At 39.2% G+C, this 23,052-nt stretch carries 14 protein-coding genes; 7 read left to right on the top strand and 7 right to left on the bottom strand.

The window, feature by feature from the left end; all coding sequences use genetic code 11:
- Nucleotides 1-97 precede the first annotated feature (97 nt).
- The 6 genes from C7H19_RS18180 to C7H19_RS18155 form a co-directional block, all read right to left on the bottom strand.
- Nucleotides 98-301 carry a hypothetical protein gene (locus C7H19_RS18180; protein ID WP_106458346.1) on the bottom strand — a complete coding sequence of 68 codons (204 nt, stop codon included), beginning with the start codon at nucleotides 299-301 and terminating at the stop codon, nucleotides 98-100.
- Nucleotides 302-353: 52 nt separating this feature from the next.
- Entirely contained in the window at nucleotides 354-545 is a 192-nt protein-coding gene (locus C7H19_RS18175; RefSeq protein WP_106458345.1) for a hypothetical protein, read from the bottom strand.
- 142 nt (nucleotides 546-687) lie between these two features.
- Nucleotides 688-963 (bottom strand): hypothetical protein, encoded by a 276-nt coding sequence (locus tag C7H19_RS18170; RefSeq protein WP_106458344.1) that lies wholly within the window; start codon nucleotides 961-963, stop codon nucleotides 688-690.
- A gap of 1 nt (nucleotide 964) precedes the next feature.
- A complete protein-coding gene (locus tag C7H19_RS18165) occupies nucleotides 965-1,237 on the bottom strand; it encodes a BrnT family toxin (protein WP_106458343.1) in 273 nt (90 codons plus the stop codon).
- 59 nt (nucleotides 1,238-1,296) lie between these two features.
- Entirely contained in the window at nucleotides 1,297-2,016 is a 720-nt protein-coding gene (locus tag C7H19_RS18160) for a hypothetical protein (protein ID WP_106458342.1), read from the bottom strand.
- 64 nt (nucleotides 2,017-2,080) lie between these two features.
- Nucleotides 2,081-2,488 carry a hypothetical protein gene (locus tag C7H19_RS18155; protein WP_106458341.1) on the bottom strand — a complete coding sequence of 136 codons (408 nt, stop codon included), beginning with the start codon at nucleotides 2,486-2,488 and terminating at the stop codon, nucleotides 2,081-2,083.
- Between the two features lie 339 nt (nucleotides 2,489-2,827).
- Here C7H19_RS18155 and C7H19_RS18150 point away from each other — a divergent pair, with 339 nt between their 5' ends.
- The 4 genes from C7H19_RS18150 (at nucleotide 2,828) to C7H19_RS18135 (ending at nucleotide 7,644) form a co-directional block, all read left to right on the top strand.
- Entirely contained in the window at nucleotides 2,828-3,058 is a 231-nt protein-coding gene (locus C7H19_RS18150) for a helix-turn-helix domain-containing protein (protein WP_106458340.1), read from the top strand.
- 79 nt (nucleotides 3,059-3,137) lie between these two features.
- On the top strand, nucleotides 3,138-3,908 hold the full coding sequence (locus C7H19_RS26855; RefSeq protein ID WP_106458339.1) for a Rha family transcriptional regulator: 771 nt from the start codon (nucleotides 3,138-3,140) through the stop codon (nucleotides 3,906-3,908).
- Nucleotides 3,909-4,047: 139 nt separating this feature from the next.
- Nucleotides 4,048-6,642, top strand: a complete 2,595-nt coding sequence (locus C7H19_RS18140) for an AAA family ATPase (RefSeq protein ID WP_245927618.1) — start codon at nucleotides 4,048-4,050, stop codon at nucleotides 6,640-6,642.
- A 159-nt stretch (nucleotides 6,643-6,801) separates the two neighbouring features.
- Entirely contained in the window at nucleotides 6,802-7,644 is an 843-nt protein-coding gene (locus C7H19_RS18135) for an Rpn family recombination-promoting nuclease/putative transposase (protein WP_106458338.1), read from the top strand.
- 86 nt (nucleotides 7,645-7,730) lie between these two features.
- On the opposite strand, the gene C7H19_RS18130 is transcribed toward C7H19_RS18135, so the two are convergent.
- Nucleotides 7,731-16,913, bottom strand: coding sequence for a pre-peptidase C-terminal domain-containing protein (locus C7H19_RS18130; RefSeq protein WP_106458337.1), 9,183 nt, complete (start codon nucleotides 16,911-16,913; stop codon nucleotides 7,731-7,733).
- Between the two features lie 880 nt (nucleotides 16,914-17,793).
- Here C7H19_RS18130 and C7H19_RS18125 point away from each other — a divergent pair.
- The 3 genes from C7H19_RS18125 (at nucleotide 17,794) to C7H19_RS18115 (ending at nucleotide 22,879) form a co-directional block, all read left to right on the top strand.
- Nucleotides 17,794-18,441 (top strand): hypothetical protein, encoded by a 648-nt coding sequence (locus C7H19_RS18125; RefSeq protein ID WP_106458336.1) that lies wholly within the window; start codon nucleotides 17,794-17,796, stop codon nucleotides 18,439-18,441.
- 77 nt (nucleotides 18,442-18,518) lie between these two features.
- Complete coding sequence (locus tag C7H19_RS18120) at nucleotides 18,519-21,005, top strand: hypothetical protein (protein WP_106458335.1); 2,487 nt, start codon at nucleotides 18,519-18,521, stop codon at nucleotides 21,003-21,005.
- A 17-nt stretch (nucleotides 21,006-21,022) separates the two neighbouring features.
- Nucleotides 21,023-22,879 carry a GTPase family protein gene (locus C7H19_RS18115; RefSeq protein ID WP_106458334.1) on the top strand — a complete coding sequence of 619 codons (1,857 nt, stop codon included), beginning with the start codon at nucleotides 21,023-21,025 and terminating at the stop codon, nucleotides 22,877-22,879.
- Nucleotides 22,880-23,052: the final 173 nt, after the last annotated feature.

Raw genomic sequence — 23,052 nt, 5'->3', positions numbered from 1 at the left:
TTAAAAATCACACACTTTATCAATACAATTGTATTGATTAAAGAGAGGGATGGGAAAGCCTACTTGTCGCTCCAGTCATGCTATCTAATAAGATTGGCTATTCTGGAATTTCTTGATTTTGTCTTTGGGCAAGATCGGCAAGAATTTCATCAGTTGTTAATTGATCTAGCCATTGATGACGTTCTTGGGTATAATTTCCACTTCCAGAATTATATTGACGGATAAATCTGACTGCATCGACATATCCTAACGAATCAACTAAAGCTTTAAATCCTTTATGGCTTAGTTCATCTGGAGACATCTAGTGTTTCTCTGTTTAATTGGCTTAATTTTTCGGTTCTTCAGAAGATTATTTATCGCTTAATCCGCTTGAAAGGCTTGACATCTTTGGACATAGGATAGGTAAGCGGTTGATTGTCAGGGTCATCGAGAGCATTGGCAAGTGCTTCATCATCACTCATTGCTTCTACCTTTTCCCAATCGCTAAGATCTTTAAGCTTTTTGGCAATAGAAAGTGAAATTCTCGTGATAGATTCTTTTTTCATCTTTTGTAGCTTTAAGAGCAGTAATTAATCTAATTGTTTCGTCTCGACAGGTATAAGTAACAGTCAGAAGCTGACCATTAACTTCAGAAAATGGAGATCAATTTGTCCTCACTTTGTTTTACGGTAGAAGCTCAATCAAGCTTCAACCTATTTTTTCGACCAATTCTCCCTGTAGATATTTATGTAAAATATCTCTTGTCACGTTGGGAATTGATTGATTAAGCTGGTTGGCTAATTCCTCAATTTTTTGACGGTCTTCTGGCGATAATAAGCTCTCGATTCCTTGATAAACGATTTGATGTTGGGCATGAGCTTGATAGCGTTCTTTTTCCTCACTAAAATTTTTAACGCTAATCCATTCTTCATTCTCAACACTGGCGAGTAAATCTGTTTCGTCTTGTTCATTGAAAGTCATCATTTTATCCTCCTAAATATTTCTTTTTCATCTTCCGACTCGGAATAATGGTCTTTAAGAAAATCTCAGACTCATTTTCCACAAAAGGAACCAAATAAACATAATCTTTAATCTTGACGATGAAGATCTTTTGATGGGAGTATTGCTCAGGATTAGGGTGTTCGATCAGATCAAGTAACTGACCCTGAGCAATGGCTTGAACGACCTCATCAAAAGAAAGACCTCTTTGAGTAATGAGTTGTTGATTTTTGGTCGGATTCCAGTGAAAAGGTTTCATGTTATTGAAGATCTTTTTTAAGGATAGCAAGAATGTTTAGATTGTGAGATTTAGACCAATCAGCCGAACTGATTAAGTATTTCTACTTGCAGTTGGTGAACTTCGGCTTGTAAGTCGAAGACAGTCAGTTTAGCGTTATTTTCGTGACCATTGCCTGATTTTTCGGTTAAAACACTGGTAATTGAATTAACCAAAACGTACAATCCTAAACGATTCGCTTTGATGCGGTACTCGGAATCGAACTCAATGACTGGAGCATCGGAAAGTTTCTGAGCGATCGTCTGATACTTGGCATAACGTACTGTCGCGGTAACATCGGCGGCTGGTTTCCCATTGTCATGCCATCCCTGTTTTTCGAGTTCACGCCACCAATCGATACACAAGTCTGATGCTTCCTTCATTGCCACATCGTCATAAGCGGTCAGCTTACCATCTTGATCTACAGAAGCAATCAGCCTTGAATCTTGGCGATCGCTTGTTAGACTTAAAGGTATCCAAGATTCGGGATAGAAATCTTCCTCCTCAGTTGAGTAGTTGTCGTACTGTTCAATGAGAAATTCAAGTGAGATTATTGGCTTTTCTAATCCTTGCTCCGTTTTAAAGGAGGAGACGACACCACGATATTGATCCAATTTTTCAATCAGTAATATATCATCAGAATGATCGTGATCTAGCCTTAAAGATAAGTAATCGCCGTCAAAATCCAGATGATAGGCGGTTGCGATCGTGCGAATTAGTTTAACAAAGTTGATGGGAATGGAATAGATGAGAGTGATCATAATAGCCTCAGCAAATAAAGTAAGGAAAGGGTGAGATAATCCCTCACCCAGAACGGGAGAAAACTTAAATTGCGTCTGATTCTTGAAATTCTTGGGGAATCCAGTAATAAGCGATATCGTATTCAGAGGAGTGACCTAAGAGAGCGATCGCGTTTTCAACATCCTGCTTTGTTGGTTTGCTCACCGTCACTTTTGTAACGAAGCTATGAAGATGAACAGGGGTATCTTCATCGGGATCTAGTTCTTTGCTGGCTAACTCAACTCTGACAGTGACAGGTTCTAAGTCAAGCAGGGATTGAATAGCCGATCGACAAGTATTGGTGCAGGGGTGGTGACGGAATACATGGTGATCGAAAACATTGCACCAACCGCGACCTCGTGGTTCTTCGTAATCTTTAAAGAAGGGACAAACCGCACAGGTAGCTGTCGGAGTTTGGGTTTGGGCTTGTTGGAATACAGTTGAATATGTCATAGTAAGAGTAGTTATTTGTAATAGAGAGCGAGAGATCAAAGATCGTTGTCGCTCTTTTTGTGTTTTTCAGTTCAAATTACATAGCTCAACCAGATCCATCAAAATTTAAAGATGGATAGATTTTATGTATTGAACTTTCGCGCAAGCTTAAACCGAAAAAATGTTGTTCAATTTTTCAGGTATTAATCAGAAACAAATCTGGAATTGGTCTAGAGAAAAGAGAGTTGTTTCTAACTTCATGTTTTAATTTTACTGGAAGCTGTTACAGATGTCAACAACTACCTGTAAATTTATTACAGCTTCCAGTAAAGATGTGCTAACTTAGAGTTATACGAGTTCATGAGGAAAATGTTTTGTCGTCTTGCTGTTCTAATGGCTGAAAAAGATCCTCAGTTATCTCAACGCCAGTTAGCTCAGGAAACTGGGCTAAGTCCGACGACGATTAACAAGCTGTTTACCAATAAATTTGAACGAGTTGATGTTCACACTTTAGAAATTTTGTGTGACTATCTCGGCAAAGAGGTTGGTGATTTACTTGTTCTTCGTAATCTTGACCAATCAAATCAATAATTGAAGCGATCGCGCTCCTCCGCCAAGAGATCCCGCGACCGCCATCGAAACATCCAGCACATCGAGAACCGGAGTTTATATGTCCAATTTAACAGTACAGAAGCATGATGATCTTCTTGTCATCGATTCACGTCTGATTGCTTCTGAATTAGGAATCAAGCATAGTGATTGGTTTAGCAATATTCTCCTGAAGTATCAAGAAGAAATAGAAAAAGATTTTGGAGTATTCCGTTTTGAAAACGGAAAACCCCTCAAAGGTTCAACAGGTGGTCGTCCTGAACGTTTTGTCTGGTTGAGTGAGGAACAAGCTACTGTTTTAATGACCTATAGTAAGAACACGGATCAAGTAAGACGTTGCAAACGAAACTTGGTCAAAGCATTCGCTGAAGCTAAAACAATCATCAATCAAGTAATTCCCTCTCAGGCACAAGAAATCGATCGCCTAAAACTTGAGTTACAACTAGCCCAAACTCAAGAAAGATTATTGTTATCGACCAGTGCGATCGCTACTATGCACGGTCGTGAGATGGTTGCGTTGATCTTGGGTAAACCTGATGCGATCGTCACCCGCACTGAAAAAGTCGAAACTCTCGTCACCGTCGATGAGCGAGGTAGAGCAGTCGCTAAGTACGATGGAATCGGAATAACCTATCTAGCAAAAAGATATGGTTTCGGTTCCAACACAAAGGCTTGCCGTCACTGGTTAGAAACGATCGGTGTTAGCGACAGTCAATGGTTAACCGAACCAAGTCTTGTTAAAGCTCAGAAGTTACCCCGCGAGATTTTGCCTTGGCTAGATCGTCAGTACTCCTCTCGAACTGGCACCAGGCAAGGACTACTAGGCGAGTAACCAAGTAATTCACTCAAGAAAAAAGCTGGCTACCCCCAGTGAGCGATCGTGCTGCATACATAGCGGCTAGTTTTGTCATGCCAATGCTTTATCGCTCACCAAGAACTTCAAACTCTACGTCAATTACTGGAGAATCGTGATGTTATCAGAATCGAATCAATGGAAAGAAGTTAACAAGAATAATCCGTGTCCACTATGCGCTCATCCTGACTGGTGCTATCGTTCGGATAGTGGAAGCGCGGGAGCTTCGCGTGCCTACGGCATCGTCTGTGGAAGAACCGATGCTAACAATGCGCCTCTTGGGTGGAAGTACCTCAAAGATGCCAGCGATGGACGGGCTATATTTGTAGTGGAGAAAGAGCAGCCGTTAAATGGAGCAATAAAAGGAAAAGCAGCCAAAAGCCAAACACTTCTTTCCCATCTGCCCAAAAAGATTACACTAGCAACATTACCAAGCATTCCAAAAAATCGCCCATTACCAAAACCCAATCAAATTCCACAATGGCTAATCACTCAAGGCGTACCTATTCATGCTACAGAAACAAGATACTATTATTCAAAATCTCAATGGGTGAGTCGTTTTGAATGGAAAGACACCTCACATCCGAAGGGTCACAATAAAACCATTCGACAAGGCCATAATAAACCAAATGGTCAACCCAAATGGTCAAAAGGTGATGGTGAATGGCAGCCTTATCGTTTTGATGAAGCGGTGAAGAATGCTAAGGGAAAATGGCTGTTAGCGGTAGAGGGAGAAGAATGTGTCGAAGTTGCGCGATCGCTCTTATTAGCTGCGATCACTTGGCAGGGTTCATCATGGGGAGAAAGTACAATTGCTGCTCACCTGCAACAACTAAAAGAAAAAGGCATTCTTGGAATTGTTAAGTTTCGGGATAATGATGCTGAAGGCAAAGAGAAAGCTAAAAAACTTACATTAGCAGGTCAAAAAGCTGATTTAGCGATTATCATGCTTAATCCTAACGATATTTGGGCTGACATACCCGATAAAGGAGATCTTGTCGATTGGGTAACGTGGGGAACTCAGCAAGGGATGAAAGCCACCGATTTTATCGCTCACCTTGAACAATGTGCCAGTCAATCTGAACAACTACAGCCTAAAACGGAACCCACCGCAACAGATAGATTGAAACTAGAAATCCAAGCCTACCTACAATCAGCCGATATATTTGATAAAGTACGGCTTAAAGGACAGATTTGCTCATCCTATCGTATTAGTAACCGTGATTTTGAACTATTATGTCAGGCTTTAGAGAAAAAGAATTCTACACCCAAAGCTAACTCATTTGGTTTAGCCGATTTCATGGAACAGGGGACGGATGCCATTGAATGGGTGATTCCTGGGATCTTGCCCAAAGGTGAAACGGTGCTATTGGCTGCACAAGCCAAATGTGGAAAAACTCTGCTGGCGACTGATATCGCCTATGCTGTTTTGTCAGGGACTCAGGTCATTGGTGAACAATGTGGTGTGCAGGGACGTGTGTTACTGATCAGTTCTGATGAATCAGGTAATAGCACCAGACGACGGTTAAAAGCCAGAGGTTTTGATTTACTGCCTGAAGTGGAAAACATGAGAATCATGACCCATCTCGATATATCAGATCTCTCACCACTAGAACAGGAGTTAGAAGATTTCCGACCTCATCTGGTGATTATTGACAGTTTAACCTCGATTACTCGTGAATCTGGACTAAATGAGAAAGATGCTGAATTTGCTAGACCGATTTACAAGTTGAAAGATTTGTTAGGTCGTTATGGTGCAGCAGGGATTTTGATCCATCATCAAAACAAAGACAAGGAAGCGAAAGGCATTGACAAAGTTAGTGGAAGTGCGAGAATTGTCGCTGCGACTTGGGGCATCTGGCAACTTCTCGCATCAGACCCGAACAATGAGCAAGATTTGACTCGTTGGCTAAAACTAAAACCCAGAGAAGGGGAAGCGGTGACTTTAGCTTTGGAGATTAACCCGAAAGACACATGGGCTAGTAATGGGATTTTTAACTTTATCGGTGAGTTCGGCGATGAATCAGGAATGAAACGCTCTCAGGGAGAACGAGTCATTGAGTTGTTAAAGCAGTTTTCACCGAAGGGATTGGAATATCAAGAGATTGATAACTGTTTGGGAATCGGCAAGTCGTTGTATACAGTGCTTGACCGACTGGAGGATAGACAGATGATCTCGAAACGGCGATCTCAAACTAATGCTCGTCGGTGGGTTTATTGCTTGCCCGACTATACTACAAATGGTGAGTGTACTACGGAAAATGAGAACTCTGTGTATGTGGACTCTCCCCCTCCTACACAGTTCTCTAGTAAGGTTGAATTAGTAGATAAAAGTATTGCTAGTCATGATGTTGAGGAGATTCAACAGTTATTCAACACCAATTCAACAACTGTTCAACACTCTAAAGTTGTGGAAGAAAATGAAATTGAGTCTAATGTTGATGAGGCAATAGTTACAGAGGATGAAAACTTAATTCAACACTCCACTAATATTGAGGGGGAGAGTGAGGGGGTTGAACAACCAGTCTCACAAAACGTACTACAAGATGAGGAAGAAGTTTTAGAGATAGGAGATCGCGTAATTGATGTGATAACAGAGGTTAAAGGCGTTGTTGTTGGATTTAAGGATGGTCGAGTCGTGTTCGATTGTCGTGAGTTCGGACGGTGTTCTAGACCTTCAGAGTTGCTGTTTAAACTTCATCCGAAAATGTAGAAAAAAGCATTTAGCGACTAGCGATCGTCTTTCTAATAAGTTTATATTTACTAACTATTTTGGAGATAGCTTGAGCAACTTAGGGAAACTAATACAAAGTAATCGCTTAAAAAAACTCAAAAAGCAGATAGATAGCACTCAATCCGCTAAAATTACTGTATGTATGACAATACCTGCAAGTTTTTGGCACAAACCTACAGTAGTGATTTTGCCCGTTGGTTGTTAGGAGAAGCAATCACACTAACACAACTCAGTCCAACCGAACTCTTTGTCGAACCGATTAGAGCAAATGCCTTAATTTTATTAGAGTCCGAGGAAATCGTTCTACACATTGAGTTTCAAACCGAACCTGATCCTGAAATGCCATTTCGGATGTTGGATTACCGAACCAGAGTTTATCGTCGTTACCCAGACAAGGCGATGCGTCAGGTGGTAATCTATTTGAAGAAGACGGGTTCAGAGTTAGTTGAACAAACTGCCTTTGTGATTCCGAATACTCGCCATGAATTTGAGGTAATTCGTCTATGGGAAGTTCCATCTGAAGATTTGATGAACTATTCTGGATTGTTACCTCTAGCGACATTAGGGAAAACGGCTAATCGAACTAAGACATTAGAGAAAGTGGCCGAACGATTAGAAACAATCAAGAATCGTCGGGAGAAAAGTAACGTAGCAGCAGCGACAGGGATTTTAGCTGGTTTAGTATTAAAGAAAGCAGTGATTCAAAGTTTATTGAGAGAAGACATCATGAAAGAATCTGTAATCTATCAAGATATCCTCGCTAAAGGAGAGGTCAAAGGGAAAGCCGAAGGCATCCAAGAAGGAGAAGCTAGGATGATTCTACGCTTACTTAATCGTCGTTTTGGGCAAATCAGACCCGAAGTAAGCCAACAGATTCAAAGTTTATCAGTTGAACAATTAGAGGGATTAGGAGAAGCCTTGCTCGATTTTACTGGAGAAAGCGATTTAAGAACTTGGTTATTAGGACAAAGTAACAGATGAGTAACTTTTATGTAGGCGATCGCTTTCAATGACTTAAGCGATCGCGCTTTCTATCCGCATGATTGCGGTGCGCCATTTTCCCCACACTAAGCTGTGACAAAAATATCGAGATTAGTCATCGCTAAACCAGTATTTAGAGTAGTAATTTGAATACTAGCACCCGAAGCACTGCCATCGGCATCAAATAGTAATGCACCTGTACTAGAGTTGTAGATAAACCGTTGAGCCGATGTGGTTGCGGCAGTACCAATAACAAACTGATTAGTGGTTAGGGATCGATTGGCAGTTAAACCTGAGCCGAAACCTGCCGCAGAGACTTCGATGGTATCGTCGGCAAGACTAAAATCAGTAATTTGGTCAAGTCCTTCAGTACGAGAATTGAATTTGAAGCGATCAAGTCCAGTTCCACCTGTTAAACTATCATTTCCAGTTCCGCCGATGAGAGTATCATTTCCAGTTCCGCCGATGAGAGTATCATTTCCAGTTCCTCCGTTTAGATTATTGTTAACCGTATTCCCTGTAATAGTGTTATTAAGAGTGTTCCCTGTACCATTAATGGCAGCCGTGCCTGTTAAAATAAGATTTTCTAGGTTATTGCCAAGAGTATAAGTCACGGAGGATTGAACGGTATCAGTACCTTCGTTGGAGTTTTCGGTGACGAAATCGCTTGCACTATCTACAATATATGTATCATTGCCTATTCCACCGATTAAACTATCATTGCCGACACCACCATCGAGAGTATCGTTACCCGCTAATCCATTAATCGTGTCATTTCCTGCTAATCCAGTAAGATTATCATTATTAGCTGTACCATTAATCGTATCATTTCCTGAAGTTGGGCCACCCCCTTGTGTAACAAGTAGGGGCTGGAAGTCGAGGAAATAACCGACAGCAGATGTACCACTAATTTTTAGTTGATAAGTTTTACCAGGTTCACCAGGGTAATCTAGTTGTAAATTGCCTGTACCCGTTTTAGTAACAACACTGGTATTATTGGACAGAAGTTCGGCGGTAACAGTTTGAGTACCCACAACAGTAACTGTGACTCGTCCAGGTTCGACAAGCTGATTCTTGGGTGTCTCAAATTCAAAGTAATCTAGAGTGGATGGAGCAATCTGTAAACCCGTGAAAAGCGATCGCGCGGCAATAATCCCTAAATCATAGGCTTTGCTAGGAATATCGTTACCAACAATCCAGTCGTTCCCGTTGGATACAGTTCCTGGGGTATCGAACTTAAGGGAGTATTGGGGAATAATATTATTGCCTTTAACTTCAATCCAGTATTCTCCACTTGCTAATCCTGATAGACCAAGGGTTTCTGTACCCGAACCTGTATCAGAAGTTTGCCCATGTTTGACACGGTTTCCATTTTCAGTTTTGTAGAGATTTGCCGTCAATCGTTGACTATTCGCATTACTATAAGTAATGATCGCTCGATCAGTGGTTGTTCCTGTTCCTTGAATGCTGAATCGATACCAGTCTACATCTGATGGTTTGTGAATACTCAGATCATTAAAAGTGTAACCATCACCGATTAAAGTATTGAAGTTGTAAGCACGAGCAGCAACTTCGTTCGATTCTGCCCAGTCGAGTGCTAGAGTAGTGCCGTTATTCGTGCCACGAGTGAGAAAAGCATCAAGGAAAGTTTTCCAATTGGTGGCGGTGAAAAAAGCACTGTTACGACTGATGTAGCCTGCATCGATACTACCGCTATTGGGTAGATAAACCGATAAACCTTCGGTATTGCGTTTGTCTAAGGTTTGGTTAACGACTAGAGTTTGTAAAGCATTGTAGGCGTTTTGGGCGGTGGTTTTTAGAGAACTGAGTGCCGTATTGGGGCTAGTGGCGATCGCTTGAAGGAATTGCCCTAAATCTCGATAATTGGGGTTTTGGAAGAAGCTAGTTGCTGCATCACGGGCATCATGGATAGCATCCCAAGTACTAGCAGTGGTGATTCCTACGGCGGCGGTGGTAAAGCTTTTTAGAGCATTGACAAAAGTGCTTATTTGTGAGGTATCTGTAGCAGCAAGGGTATCCCAATTGCGGCGATCTCCTTGATATTGTTGTTGATAGCTAGAGATCAGGCTATTGGCGAGATCATTGGCTGTCACTTGGCTAGGATTACCGAGTAGGGAGGAGAAAGCAGTGGTATAGTCATAACCCGTATCGCCTTCTGATTCTTGGGAAGCGACGAAAACTTTAGTATAGGCACTGAGAGCATAAGCAACTTCACTCATCCCCATTAAACAAGCATCAAAGGCGAGGAGATCGAGGTTTAAGCCCCCTGTTTTAACCTGACTCAGAGCAGAAGCTAATTCATCAGTGTAAAGGCGACTAGCGTTAGTCTGGGTACGAATGCCCTCATTATCGATGTTAAAACCGCCTATTTCACCTCCACCATGATCCCACATAATCAGTCCGTATTTATTAGCAGGGGCGGCAGTTTTAGCAATATTCAGAAATTCTACAAGGGTATTAGGATTACCCGTGTCTTTCTCACCTAATAAAGTAAAAGTGGTAGCAATTTTCTTGTCATCGGTATCAGGGCGAATCACTGCCCAACCCGTATCGCCCCAAGCAGGATTTGTTCCTGTTGTATAAGTTGGTAACTGTGAACTTTGATCCCATAAAACAGTGATGTTAACGTTACTAGGCAAAAGGGATGCCGCATATTCCATTTCATTAATGTCATCGAAGGCGGATTCTGCTAAGTCGCTTCCTGTCATGTAAACAAAGATTGTCCATTCATCTTTAGTTTGGACGGCTTCTGTAGGGGCATCGATATATAATTGATAGCCGTTAGCAACAGTTGTAGTATTGCCGAAGACTCTGGCGTAGTATGTTCCTGCAGCTAATCCGTCGAGGGGAATGGTTTCATTATTGGTTGTGCCTCGTGAGAATTTTGAGAGAGTGGGGTTAGGGCTGCCTTCTTTGTAGAGTTCTAGCTGTAAGTCACCTTGGGCGTGTTCAAATGCAATACTCAGGGAATTAGAAGCTGTTCCTAGTTTGGTGGTGGTGAATTTAAAATAATCGTTATCGCTACTATGAATGGTGAGTCCGGAAATCCCACTTAGTTTGTTGACTTGATCTAGATTGGTGGCTGTTGTAAAGCTATTATTAGGTTCGAGATTATCGGGATCGATGAGATTATTTGTACTATTGGGAGCAGAAATTGAGAGAGTATAGTTAGGATTGGTCGCACCTTTGTAACCCAAGACTTGCACTTTATAAGTTCCTGCGGGTAATGTCTTTAAATCAATTTCTTCATAGTTTTCTGTTGTTTCAGAGCGTCCTTTAATAACTGTACCATTTTGATCGTATAGGATCAGATCCAAATCTCCTAAGTTATGAGCAAAGTCTATACGAACGTTATGCCCCTCTTTGCCCACTGAGGCAGTTTTAAATTGAAACCAATCTTTATCGGTATTAGTGTGGATAGTCAGCCCATTAAGGCTAGTTCCCCCTTCTACTGTTTTCAGGTCGTAGGCTGTACTGCTGGTATCATTGGTAATAGTTCCTTTTTCCGCCCAATCCCCTGTGGTTTCCAGGGCGGGAGGTGCGTTAAAGATCAGGTTATAGTTAGGGTTGGTTGCACCGTTAACACCTCTGACTCGAACGAGGTAATCGCCTTTTGCTAGTCCTGCTAGGTTAATTTGTTCGCTGTCACCATTGCCATTGGCGCGATCTACGAGGTAGGTTAAGTATTGAGCTTCGGTGGTGTTGGTTGTGGTGTTAAAAGCTTCAAAGAGTTCGAGTTGTAAGTTACCGAGGTCGTTATCGAAGTTTAAACCGACATACTGCCCGTCTTCTCCTTCTGTGGGGAGGGTGAATTTAAACCAGTCTTGATCGGTGCTAGTGTGGATGGAGAGGTTGGGAATAACAGAAACGTTTTCAGAGCCAGAAGATCGATCGCGGATAAATATCGATTCTAGTTCTGCATATGAATCGTCTATTGATGAGGTTGACTGAGAGCCAGAAAAGTTAAAACTTGTTGATGATTGTTGCTCAGATGAGCCACTAATTATCGGTAGCTCATCTGAGTAGGATGCTGTATTTCCAGATGCAAGGGGTAGTGAAGATATTTGTTGCTCATAAGATGGTAATTGTACAAACTCTATCGTTCCATTGCGAGCATCGCTCAAATCTTTCAAATCTTGGAGAGTTGCTCCATAAGCATAACTATAACGACCAAGTATAGAAGTTGCTATGTATTTTCCATTTTGATTGTACAAATTACCGTTTTGATCATAATATACTTTACGATCTGCTGGTTGTGATGGTCGATATGAATTGTATGAATTGTATGAATTGCTTCCATAAACTCCCGCTCTAAATAAATTTGAATCGAGCCCAAGACTTTCCAAATTATTATAACCCCTATGGGGGTCTCTAAAGGCTGTTTGTGTTATCGTCTGTTGTGTTATTAATTGTTTATATTCTGTTACGAACTTAAGAATCTGAAGAAGTTCTTCAAAACCACGCCCTCCACCAATCGCTAAATCCCGCAAATTATAAGGATTACTAGGACTATTCGTTGTCCCTTCTATCCCATCAGCCACCGTATCAGGAACGCCCTGCACCGTTAAAGTATAATTAGGATTAGCCGCCCCCGAAACCTTGACATAATAAGTTCCCGCATCCCGTCCTGCTAAAGAAATCTGCTCAAAATTTTCCGTAGTTTCAGAAGTTGCTAAAACTGTTCCAGAAGCATCAAATAACTCTAACTTCAGATTACCTTCATCATTATTAAAATCAATCCGTGCAAACTGATTAGAATTTGTCTTCTGTTTAACTACCACCTTAAACCAATCTTGATCAGTTGCTGTATCAATAGACAGATCGCTTAAAGTTAAACTGTCATTAATACTGCGTAAATCGTAGGCATTAGCAAGACTGTTATTCGGCTTATTTCCCTTATCAATCCAATCCGCTTCAGCGATTTCAGGTACATCGAACACTAGGGAATAACTAGGATTAGTAACAGAAGTGCTATTACCTAACACCCTGACAAAATAAACTCCTGCATTCCTTCCTGCTAGAGAGATTAATTCTCGGTTGCTATTCTCGTTAGAAGTTGTAATTAAAGTACCCGCACTATTATAAAGTTCTAGCTTTAAATCTCCATTCCCATTATCTCGGTCAAAATTGATACTGACGGCGTTATTAGCTATACCCGTTGCTACTGTTTCAAATTTAAACCAATCCTCATCACCGCCTTGATGAATCGATAACCCAGAAAATACTTTTGTACCCTCAAGTTTCAACAAATCTTCTGCTGTGGCACGAGTATTATTTGAGCCATTTTTATCTGCCCAATCACTGGATATAGTGCTACTATCAGGGGCATTAATAGCCAATTGATAACTTGGATTAATTGCACCATTGTAACCTTTAACCTGAATTAAATAAGTTCCTGCGGCTAATCCTTTCAGGCTAACTTCTTCAACATTGTTTATAGTTTCAGACTTGCGCTCTTTACCCGTTGCATCGTAGAGCTTATTCCCTGCTGCACTCAAAACATAAAGTTCTAAATCCCCCAAACTTTGATCGAAAGCAATACGAACAACATCATTTGCATCCCCTGTGCCAATAGTAGTAAATTTAAACCAATCTACATCGGTTGTATTGTGAATCGATAGAGTATCCCAAGTTTGAAAACCTTCCACATTGCGTAAATCACGGGCAGTAGCAATCGTATTATTTTGTTCTGCCCAATCACCATTGATATCTTCAGGGGCTTCAATAAAGAGACTGTAATCAGGATTTGTCGCACCGCTATAGCCAAACACTTTTAGGTAATAATTTCCTGCCACAAGGGTATTTAAAGAAATTTCTTCCGTACCCGTTACCCCTGATGAACTACCTAACAGAGTTGTGCCGTCTGCTTGATAAAGTTGAATATCTAAATCCCCTTGTCCGTGGTTGAAATTAATACCAATACGATCATCTAAACCACCTTTTGCTCCAAGGGTAAACTTAAACCAGTCTACATCAGTAGTATTGTGAATAGACAAATTACCTTTGTTGTAGGTATCGATAATTGTGCCTAAATCTTTTGCTGTTGCGATCGTATTATTAGACTCAGACCAATCTCCCGTTTTTGGGACAAAAGGTGCTTGAATGGCTAAAGAATAAGCAGAGTTTGTCGCACCTCCATAACCAGCTACTTGTAGATAATAAGTTCCTGCGGCTAATCCTTTTAGATCGATAGTTTGAGTATTAGCAATGCCTTCTGATTTACGAATGGATGTAGTGGCTGTCGGGGAATTATACAAATATAAATCTAAATCTCCTGCGGTGTGATCAAAAGAGATAGAGGCATAATCCCCCAGTTGACCCGCAGAAGCAATGGTAAATTTAAACCAATCTTTATCGGTATTATTATGAATCGAGAGAGGTTTTTCCGCATCTACCCCTAATTGAATAAATGTTTCTCCAGCTTGTAATTGTTGACTGAATTGGGTATTTAAGTCTTTAGCTGTTGCTTGAGTATTATTAGCCTCTAACCAATCTCCTGTATTAGAAATAGGTGCGTTAACCGTTAAACTGTAGTTGGGATTAGTCGCATTACCATAGCCAAAAACTCTAACATAGTAATCGGCTGATGGTGGATTTCCTAGATAAATTAAAGTTGGTAAAGAGATTGATTCGCTATTACCTACCCCCGTCGAAGAACTGATTTTAGTACCACTGCTGTCATAAAGTTCTAAGTCAATATCGCCTTGAGAGTGATCGAAACTAATACTGACATAATCATTGCTAGTCACCCCATTGGGTAAAGTAATTTTAAACCAATCTTCGTCGTCAAGAGAAAGACTATCCCAAGTTTGCAGAGGTGTAGTGCGAGTTAGAGATGTGGCTTGCGCTCTGCTGTCGTTTTCTTCAAAGCGATCGCTTCCAGGGGTATTAATAAATAAAGTATAATTAGGATTGGTTTTACCCGTATAACCTGAAACTTTAGCATAATAAGTGCCAATCGCCAGATTCTCTAAACTAATAGATTCAGTATCTCGAAAGCCTTTAGCGGATTTAATGAGTGTGCCTGAAGCATTATAAAGTTCTAGATCTAAATCTCCTTGATAGGTATCAAATCCAATAGCAACATAATCACTTAACGTACCAGTTGCTTGTAACTCGAACTTAAACCAGTCTTGATCGTTTGTACCAATAGAAATATTTTCCCAAGCTTTAAACCCAACTTGCTGTCCCCAATCAAAATTCTTAAGATTAGTGGCTGTTTGTCGGGTGTTATTACCACCATTGGCTTCAAACTGATCTGTAGCAATGCTGGAAGTTGTACCGGGGGCATTAATGGTTAAATTATAGTCATTAGTACTACCAAAATAACCATAAACTTTTAAGTAATAAGTCCCTTGTATCAAACTCCCTAAAGAGATGATTTCACTGTTATCAACACCACTGGAAGAATCAATGAGTTGATTTTGAGAATTATAAAGGGCAATGTCTAAATCACCAGAGTCATCAAAATCGATGCTAATATAATTTTGAGCAGTTGTTTGCTCAGAAATTGTAAATTTAAACCAATCTTGATCACTGCTGGTAATAGATAAATTATTTTCCTGTCTGAATCCACTGACAGGGCCTAAATCTTTAGGTGTGGAGAAAGTATTATTAGATTCAAAGCGATCATTACTAGAGACATTAGGTAGATTCAACCATAACGTATAATTAGGACTGGTACTTTGGTTGACACTTCCGGTTACTATATTATAAGTCCCTGCTGATAATCCTAAGAGAGGAATATAATTCCAACCTGAACTTCCGTATGCAGAATACAAAACAGTTGTTCCTGTTGAATCCCGCAACTCTAAATCAACAGTACCTTCACTGGGACTAAAGAGAGTACTAATGTAGTTTTCATCAGTGGTTTGACCTGTTAAGGTAAATCTAAAGATGTCTACATCTGTCGAATTATGAATAGATAAATTAGGGATAGATTTTAGTCCATCAAAGGGTTGTAAAATAGTAGCAGTCGAAAAACTATTATTAGCTTCGTAGGCATCCTGGGGAATACTAGACCCAGTAACGGTGAAAGTTTTTGTAAAAATATTATTACTTTCGTTTGTTTCAGCGATTAAATTAAGATAGTCAATCTCTAGCTTAAGAGTATGATTTCCAGCAGACAGAGGAGCAATTTCAAAATCATTGAGATAAATATAAAGACCTGCATCAAGTACAGGAGCATTCCAGCTTTCTAGAACTGTCCCATCAAGAAGTAACCGAGCAGAAAAACCTTGACCCGTTGTACCTAGTCCTTGATTAATTGAAGCCCAATCAATATAGATAGAGTCAGTCGTCGTAATTTGAGCCGCATCAGTAGTGGTTCCAGATGTTGTCGAAATAACGATTCCATCACTCCAACCAGAGGGCTGATAGAGCGTTAGGTCGGCTAGAGGTTGAGGCGCATTAATACTCAGAGTATAGGAAGCCGATGAAGGATAAACATACTGCCCTGAATAAGAGTCATAAACTTGAGCAATATAAGTTCCTGCCGAAAGACCGCTCAGAGATAAAGACTCATAGTTGTAACTGTAGTTATATTGATTTGAACTTGTAAGGAAATTTCCATACTGGTCATACAAAGCTAAGACAAAATCTACAAGAGTTGAGTTAGATGTAACACTGATATAGTTACTACTTGTTCCTGTTGCCGCAATTTGAAATGTCCAATTATCATAAGAGTCGGAGTAACTAACTGAATCATTCCAAGATAAGCTTCCCTGAACCACCCCAAGACTATAGTTTGACTGTTCAACTTGTAGTGTTTGTCCATCAATAGTAACAGCAGCATGATCGTCTTCTAAACGTAATCTTTGCAATTCTGTCTCACTAATTTCAACACCCCGAACCAAATCTGAAAACAGTTCCCCTTCATCTCCTAGTGTATCCGTCGTATTTAGCTGAGAATCTACAAAATGACCAATTTCTTCGAGCAATACTGAGGCGATTTCTGGAACATTATTAGCATTTTCTGCAATAAATTCTTCAGCGAGGTAAATGGTATTATTCTCGGCAGCAAAAGCCCCCCTAGCACCATTGATTACCGATGCACTTAATATTTTAATCTCAGGAATCATGCTAAAATCGCGTTCCCGCCAAGCTTGCGCTAAAGTCCGCGCCACTGTGAGATCGAAATTATCGCCAAAAGCTAACGCTAAATGAGCCAGAAAACGGTCGTTACTGACAAAAGAGATTAAAGATTCTTGAACGATTTCGAGGGCTAGAGAAAGAGATAAATTAGGCATGGAAACAAAATTTTAGATTGAGTGAAGATGAGACAAAAACTACTCTAATGAACAAAAAAGCTATTTATTTTTATGAAATAAACGACTTAAAACAATAGATTATTTCTTAGCTTTAACTTTATTTTGGTGTTTATAATTAACTTTGGGCTTTTAGAAAAAATTACTTAAACAACCTCAAAACCTTGATTTAACTTGTTTTTAAGCTATTTTCACATTTTAATTTATAACTAATAACTCATTGCTATGTTAATAAAAATATAGACTAAGACTTGTTAAATATATCATTTTTTAAAATAAGAGTCAACTTATTTTATATTATTTTTATATTTAGTATCATTATTGTTAAAATTTTTAAATTTATCCATTAATGTATGATTTTTGGATAATTAATTATTCAGGCTTTAAGAAAATACGGTTGACATTTCAAGCTTTCTAGAATAAGCAATAAAAAAAATATTTAGTACGTTTATATTGAGATGGCTAATTAAAACTGTTTTTAATCTTTAAGTGTGATGTTCGATACTTTTGTCACAACCGCAATTGGATGCGATCGCCAGAAGAAATTAAATGGAGAGCAACCGTGTAAAACTTGTAATTGACAAGAGATCTGCCATCAAAAGATGTTGAATGTAAAAAGAATAGTCGCATACGCTCAAATCAGAAATTGCATAACCTGCCATCTTCTTTGAAAGATAAACTGATGGAACCAAACACTAAAACATTATAAATGTTTGAGTATTTGGCTCACCCATAGAGATATTATTAAGTGAAGTAAGCCAAACTTTTTAAAATGGGCTAAATCTTTACTCAAAGCAGCATTAAGTTGTTATGGATTAATCTTGAATTTATCACTTACATCACTTTTTCGAGGTCTTAACTTATGGAACCACACAATTTCGACCCAGATCTGCATCAAGTTAATTCTGATTATCAGATCTCACAGGATTTACCACATTCTCATCATCAAATAGATTCGCAAGCGATAGAAATTGGGCATCATCCAACTGAGGCATCCTACACAGACATTCATCAACAGTCATCCTTAAATCATCCATTAGATCATCAACAGTTGGGATACCAGCACCTAGAGATTTCTCACTCATCTCAAATGCACACGACGTTTGAAAGTCAGCATTTGAATGCCAACGATTTTCATCATCAATCTCACAGTTTAGCCGAAGCACATCAACCGCATCACTTAGCCGATAGCCATTCTACAATATCTCAGTTTCATCAATCTCACAATTTAGCCGAAGCGCATCAACCGCATCACTTAGGCGATTCTGATTCCTTACGCTCAGGTACAGAAAAAGCTTCGGAGTTAATGAAAAAAGCTCAAGAAGAACAGAGATTAGCCGATGCAAGTAAAAAAGACTCCCAATGGTATAGTCAAATCGCCGATAGCCATCGTAAGGACAAAGTTTCTGGAGCAGATGGCTACGACAGTACAGCCAGAGAAAAAATGGCTGAGTCAGAAAAACATCAAGCCGAAGCAGAACGATTAAGACAACAGGCTAATAAGCTTTAAATAGATGAACATTAAAGGATAGATTTCCGATCTGTCCATCAAAACTCAAGAACTAAACCTACCCTCGCTGCCAAGATATGCCAGATCCAATTACACTCTATCCCCTCAGTATGCTAGGCACGGCTGGAATCAACGCTTATTCAGCCCAAAGAAACCGAGAATCGGCGGAAATTCAAAATGCCCTCAATCGAGAGCATTCAGAAAAGCTCAGTCGCCTCAATCGAGAACACGCCGAGAAGATACAAGTCGCACAGATGCAACTGTCGATGTTGCAACTAGACAAAACTCACGATTTGCAACGAGAATTAGCGGAATATAACGCTAATAATGCCAAAGAAATTGCCAAGTTTAATGCCAAAAATGCCATGAAACTAGAGGCATTTCGTCAATCGGTGACAATAGCCTTAAATCAACAAAACATCGATTTTCAAAAATGGCGATTTGAACAAGAAAAGCAACTGCAATACGAAATCTTACAGCTACAACAAGCCTTTCAACGAGAATATCTGCAAACCCAGCATCAAAACGCCCTAGAGCAAATTAGAGAACGGATTCGCTCGGATCGTTCCCCCATAATCAATTTAGCTGCCGATTTACTAGAAAATTCCTTTACTTATGGAGCAATGCCTTTAAAAGTCCTACCTGCTCCCCCAGTCTTAGATTTTGACCCCAATACTTCTGTGCCGAATAATACAGGTTGGGAGAGTTTTCTGGCAGAAGAAATTCGTCAATTTCTCCATCAAGGTTATCTAAACAATGAGCGATGCCCTGTTCAACTTGTAGATAAAGGATGGTCAACGAAAAGACAAGGAGGGGGTTCAGCGTTAGAGTCTCTGTATTCCCAATTAAAAGCGATACCGATTCTAGTTTTGGAGTCGGAAATAATAGGAGTTGATGAGCTTAATTTTCGCTTAGGGTTTTGGCCAGGCGGGAATGTGCCTCGGACAGAATCAACAATTTTATCGGGTCATTCTTTTCATGAATTGCTTTGTGAATCAGCAAAACGAAATGCTTTAGCTTGGCAGGAAATTCGTCAAAAATTAGAAGCTTTGGGCAAAAGTGAAGAATTTATCCAAAAAATGGGAGAAATTAATGACGAGAATTTACGAATTTATGAAAGAGAGTTAGCCGAAAAAGAGGACTTGGAAAAACAAGGTATTGATACGTCTAAATTCTCTTTAGGAAAGTCTTTTCGCATTGATAAACAAGACTATAAAAACTTTTATCAATTTTTAGCCGTGTGGCATTGTCTGACTATTGGCTTTTTGGCGGATATTCTATTTTTCAGCCGTTCATGGGAAAATACGCCTCTACTACCTACGCTTTTCCCCTATCTGTTAAATAAGTATAAGAATCATCCTCTGCTTCCTCCTGAATTTTGGCAAAAAACCATTTCAGACTTAGTGAAAGCCTATGGTGAGATATATGACAGTTTGTCCTCAAATTGTTCTCGTGTGATGCCTGAAATCAGAATGCGTTTTGCTTTGTCTTTAGCTGAGTTACCTAATGAATATCAGTATTTAGCTTTAGAACAGGCTAATAAGGCGGTTTCTGATTGGTTACAGTCAAATAATGTGCCGTCTGATCAGGTTTTTGATGTCAATAATGATGAGGATTGCCAGCTCTTAAAACGCATTATTTATCAGGAAGATCGATCTTTCCTTGAATCTTTACGACAGTTTTTGGATAAGGTAGAGAATAGAGGGACTATTGATGCAAATCAAATTACAAGAATTAACGGTCTTTTGGTGGGTTATAAATTTTTAAACCGATGGGGGAGTATTACGCAGTTAATACAAGTAGAAAATAATCAGCAAAAAAAAAGAGAAAATAGTCAAAAACCTGTTAATTTTTATGCAACAGGTCGTACAGGAGCAGGCAAAACATCATTGGGAAATACTCTATTAGGTGCAGGAACGGGAAAACTGCCAATGGAATCTCATGGTCATCAAGACTGTGCAAGTGCAAGTAGTGTGCAGTATTTTACTCTAGCTAGTAATTTACGATATTTAGACTTACCTGGTGCGGGGAGTAATGAAGAATTTGAAAACATTAATCGAGCAGCTTTATTCATTGAGCAAATTACAGATGAAGATGAAGAAACCGATCCTGTAAAGCAGTTTAAAATTATGAATTTCTCTGAATATGAAACTAGAGGAGTTCAAGAAGAAGTGATTACCGTTGAAGCATGGCAATCTCAAGATAATCAAAAATTTTGTGCCGCAGACATTATCCTCTATGTAGTTGCTCCTCACATGATGTTCATTCATAATGATAAACGCTACTTGAGAGCATTATTAAAATCCCAAACACAACGCAATCAAAATGAGAAGATTATTTTTGCTCTAAATATTCACCGAACTGAGGATGGTCAATTAAAGCCAACCCCACAAAACATTGAAGATACCAAGAAAACAATTACAAAAATTTATCATGAATTCTACCCAAACACAACTCCTCCTATTGTTGAAATTGACTTCCGAAGAGGGACGGGAATTAATCAAATTACAGAATTAATCTGCAAAATTTTGCCATCAGAAAAAATCAGTAATATAATCAAATAACAAAGAGGAAAACTTCCATGACAAATCAACATTCTTCCGATCCATTAACCAACCTAAAAATTATTTTTCAAAATCGTCCTGAAGTTCTCAAAATGTTGGATATAAGAGAGCTTGATTTAACAGGTTTAGAATCAGAAGCTTATATTCGAGAACAAAAGAAAAGAAAATTATATCCTGAACCTGTTAATTTTTATGCAACAGGTCGTACAGGAGCAGGCAAAACATCACTGGGAAATACTTTATTAGATGTAGGAACGGGAATACCACCAATGGAATCTCATGGTCATCAAGATTGTACAAGGAGTGTGCAGTATTTTACTCTAGCTAGTAATTTACGATATTTAGACTTACCTGGTGCGGGGAGTAATGAAGAATTTGAAAACATTAATCGAGCAGCTTTATTCATTGAGCAAATTACAGATGAAGATGAAGAAACCGATCCTGTAAAGCAGTTTAAAATTATGAATTTCTCTGAATATGAAACTAGAGGAGTTCAAGAAGAAGTGATTACCGTTGAAGCATGGCAATCTCAAGATAATCAAAAATTTTGTGCCGCAGACATTATCCTCTATGTAGTTGCTCCTCACATGATGTTCATTCGTGATGATAAACGCTATTTGAGAGCATTATTAAAATCCCAAACACAACGCAATCAAAATGAGAAGATTATTTTTGCTCTAAATATGCACCGAGATAAGCATGGTAACTTAAAGCCAACCCCACAAAACATTGAAGATACCAAAAAAACAATTACAGAAATTTACCAGAAATTCTACCCAAATACAATTCCTCCTATTGTTGAAATTGACTCCCTAAAAGGAACGGGAATTAATCAAATTACAGAATTCATTTGTAAAATTTTGCCATCAGAAAAAATCAGTAATATGCAGCAGGTACTTAAAGATGAGTTAAAAGCTGTCGCTATAAAAGAACGTAGTTATCGTTATCGACAAGCTTTAATTTATATTGCCAGTCGTTTAGCTACTTATCCCGTAGATACACCTTTGGGTAAAGGGATTTTGAATGAGGCTTATGCGGCAGTTTGTAATTACGGTATTAGCATCTTTATAGAAGAAGATGCTCGCTTAGAAATGGAAAAAGCACTTTATGAGTTAGTCGATGAAGTTGCAGCACAAACTAAAACATCTCGTACAAAAGTCATTGAAAGAATGGTTCAAGCTGTTGAGTACGAAGAAGTAGAAGAAGAAGAAATAGTAGGTTGGGATAACGAATATGAAAACGTAGAAATTCCAGATGTTGAAATAGATTATCAGGAAAAAACACGATCAAGAGTTGAAACTGTAGATGCCGGACGCTCCCCTAGTAGTATTGCTGGGGGTACTGTTCTCGGTGCATTAGCAGGTTTAGGTTTAGCCGCGGGTGTTACGTTAGCAACAGGTGGATTAGCCGCACCTGTTGCAGCCGCTGTGATTGGTGGTGCTCTGACAGGTGGCGCAATGGGAGCGAAAAAACAAACCAAACAAGTTACTATTAACGAGGATTTCATAGAACCTGTTATCAAAAAAGTTACAAAAATGGATAAACGATTCACTGGTATGAAAGCTCGAAAAAAAAAGGTAACTAAAGATATCCCCTACGTTGTTGAAAAAATGCAAAAAGTTGGTGAAAAATTCATTCAAGGTGGTTATCCCGTTGTTGAAAACTTATTGGCTATTGGTTTAGGAATTGAAAGTGCTAATTCAACTACAGATGTATCTCAGAATTTGGAGCAAGTAGTTACATTAGGACAACAACAAGTAAAAACTACTTTGAGTCGTTATGAAGAGAAAATCAATCAATTAGCAGAAAGTAACGATCCTGATGTAGCAGAAGCCCAAATTACTAAAATTTTGCAAGGTGCTTTGCTCAAATAGTGTTTTCCGTAGTGTGGTACATATTACCTACCTACTACACTACACACCAAATTCATTTCATTTACTTACAAAATTAGTATAGGTAATTAAAAATGAAATTAACAGCAACCGAACAAGGCTTATTAATTGCTACAGCTTTAACCTTAAATAATCATTTTCATCAAGCTGGATTT

The organism is Aphanothece hegewaldii CCALA 016, from assembly GCF_003007785.1.
Lineage (GTDB): Bacteria > Cyanobacteriota > Cyanobacteriia > Cyanobacteriales > Microcystaceae > Chroococcus > Chroococcus hegewaldii.
Note: the sequence above shows the minus strand (reverse complement) of the source record. Positions and strands in the feature narration are given on the sequence as shown.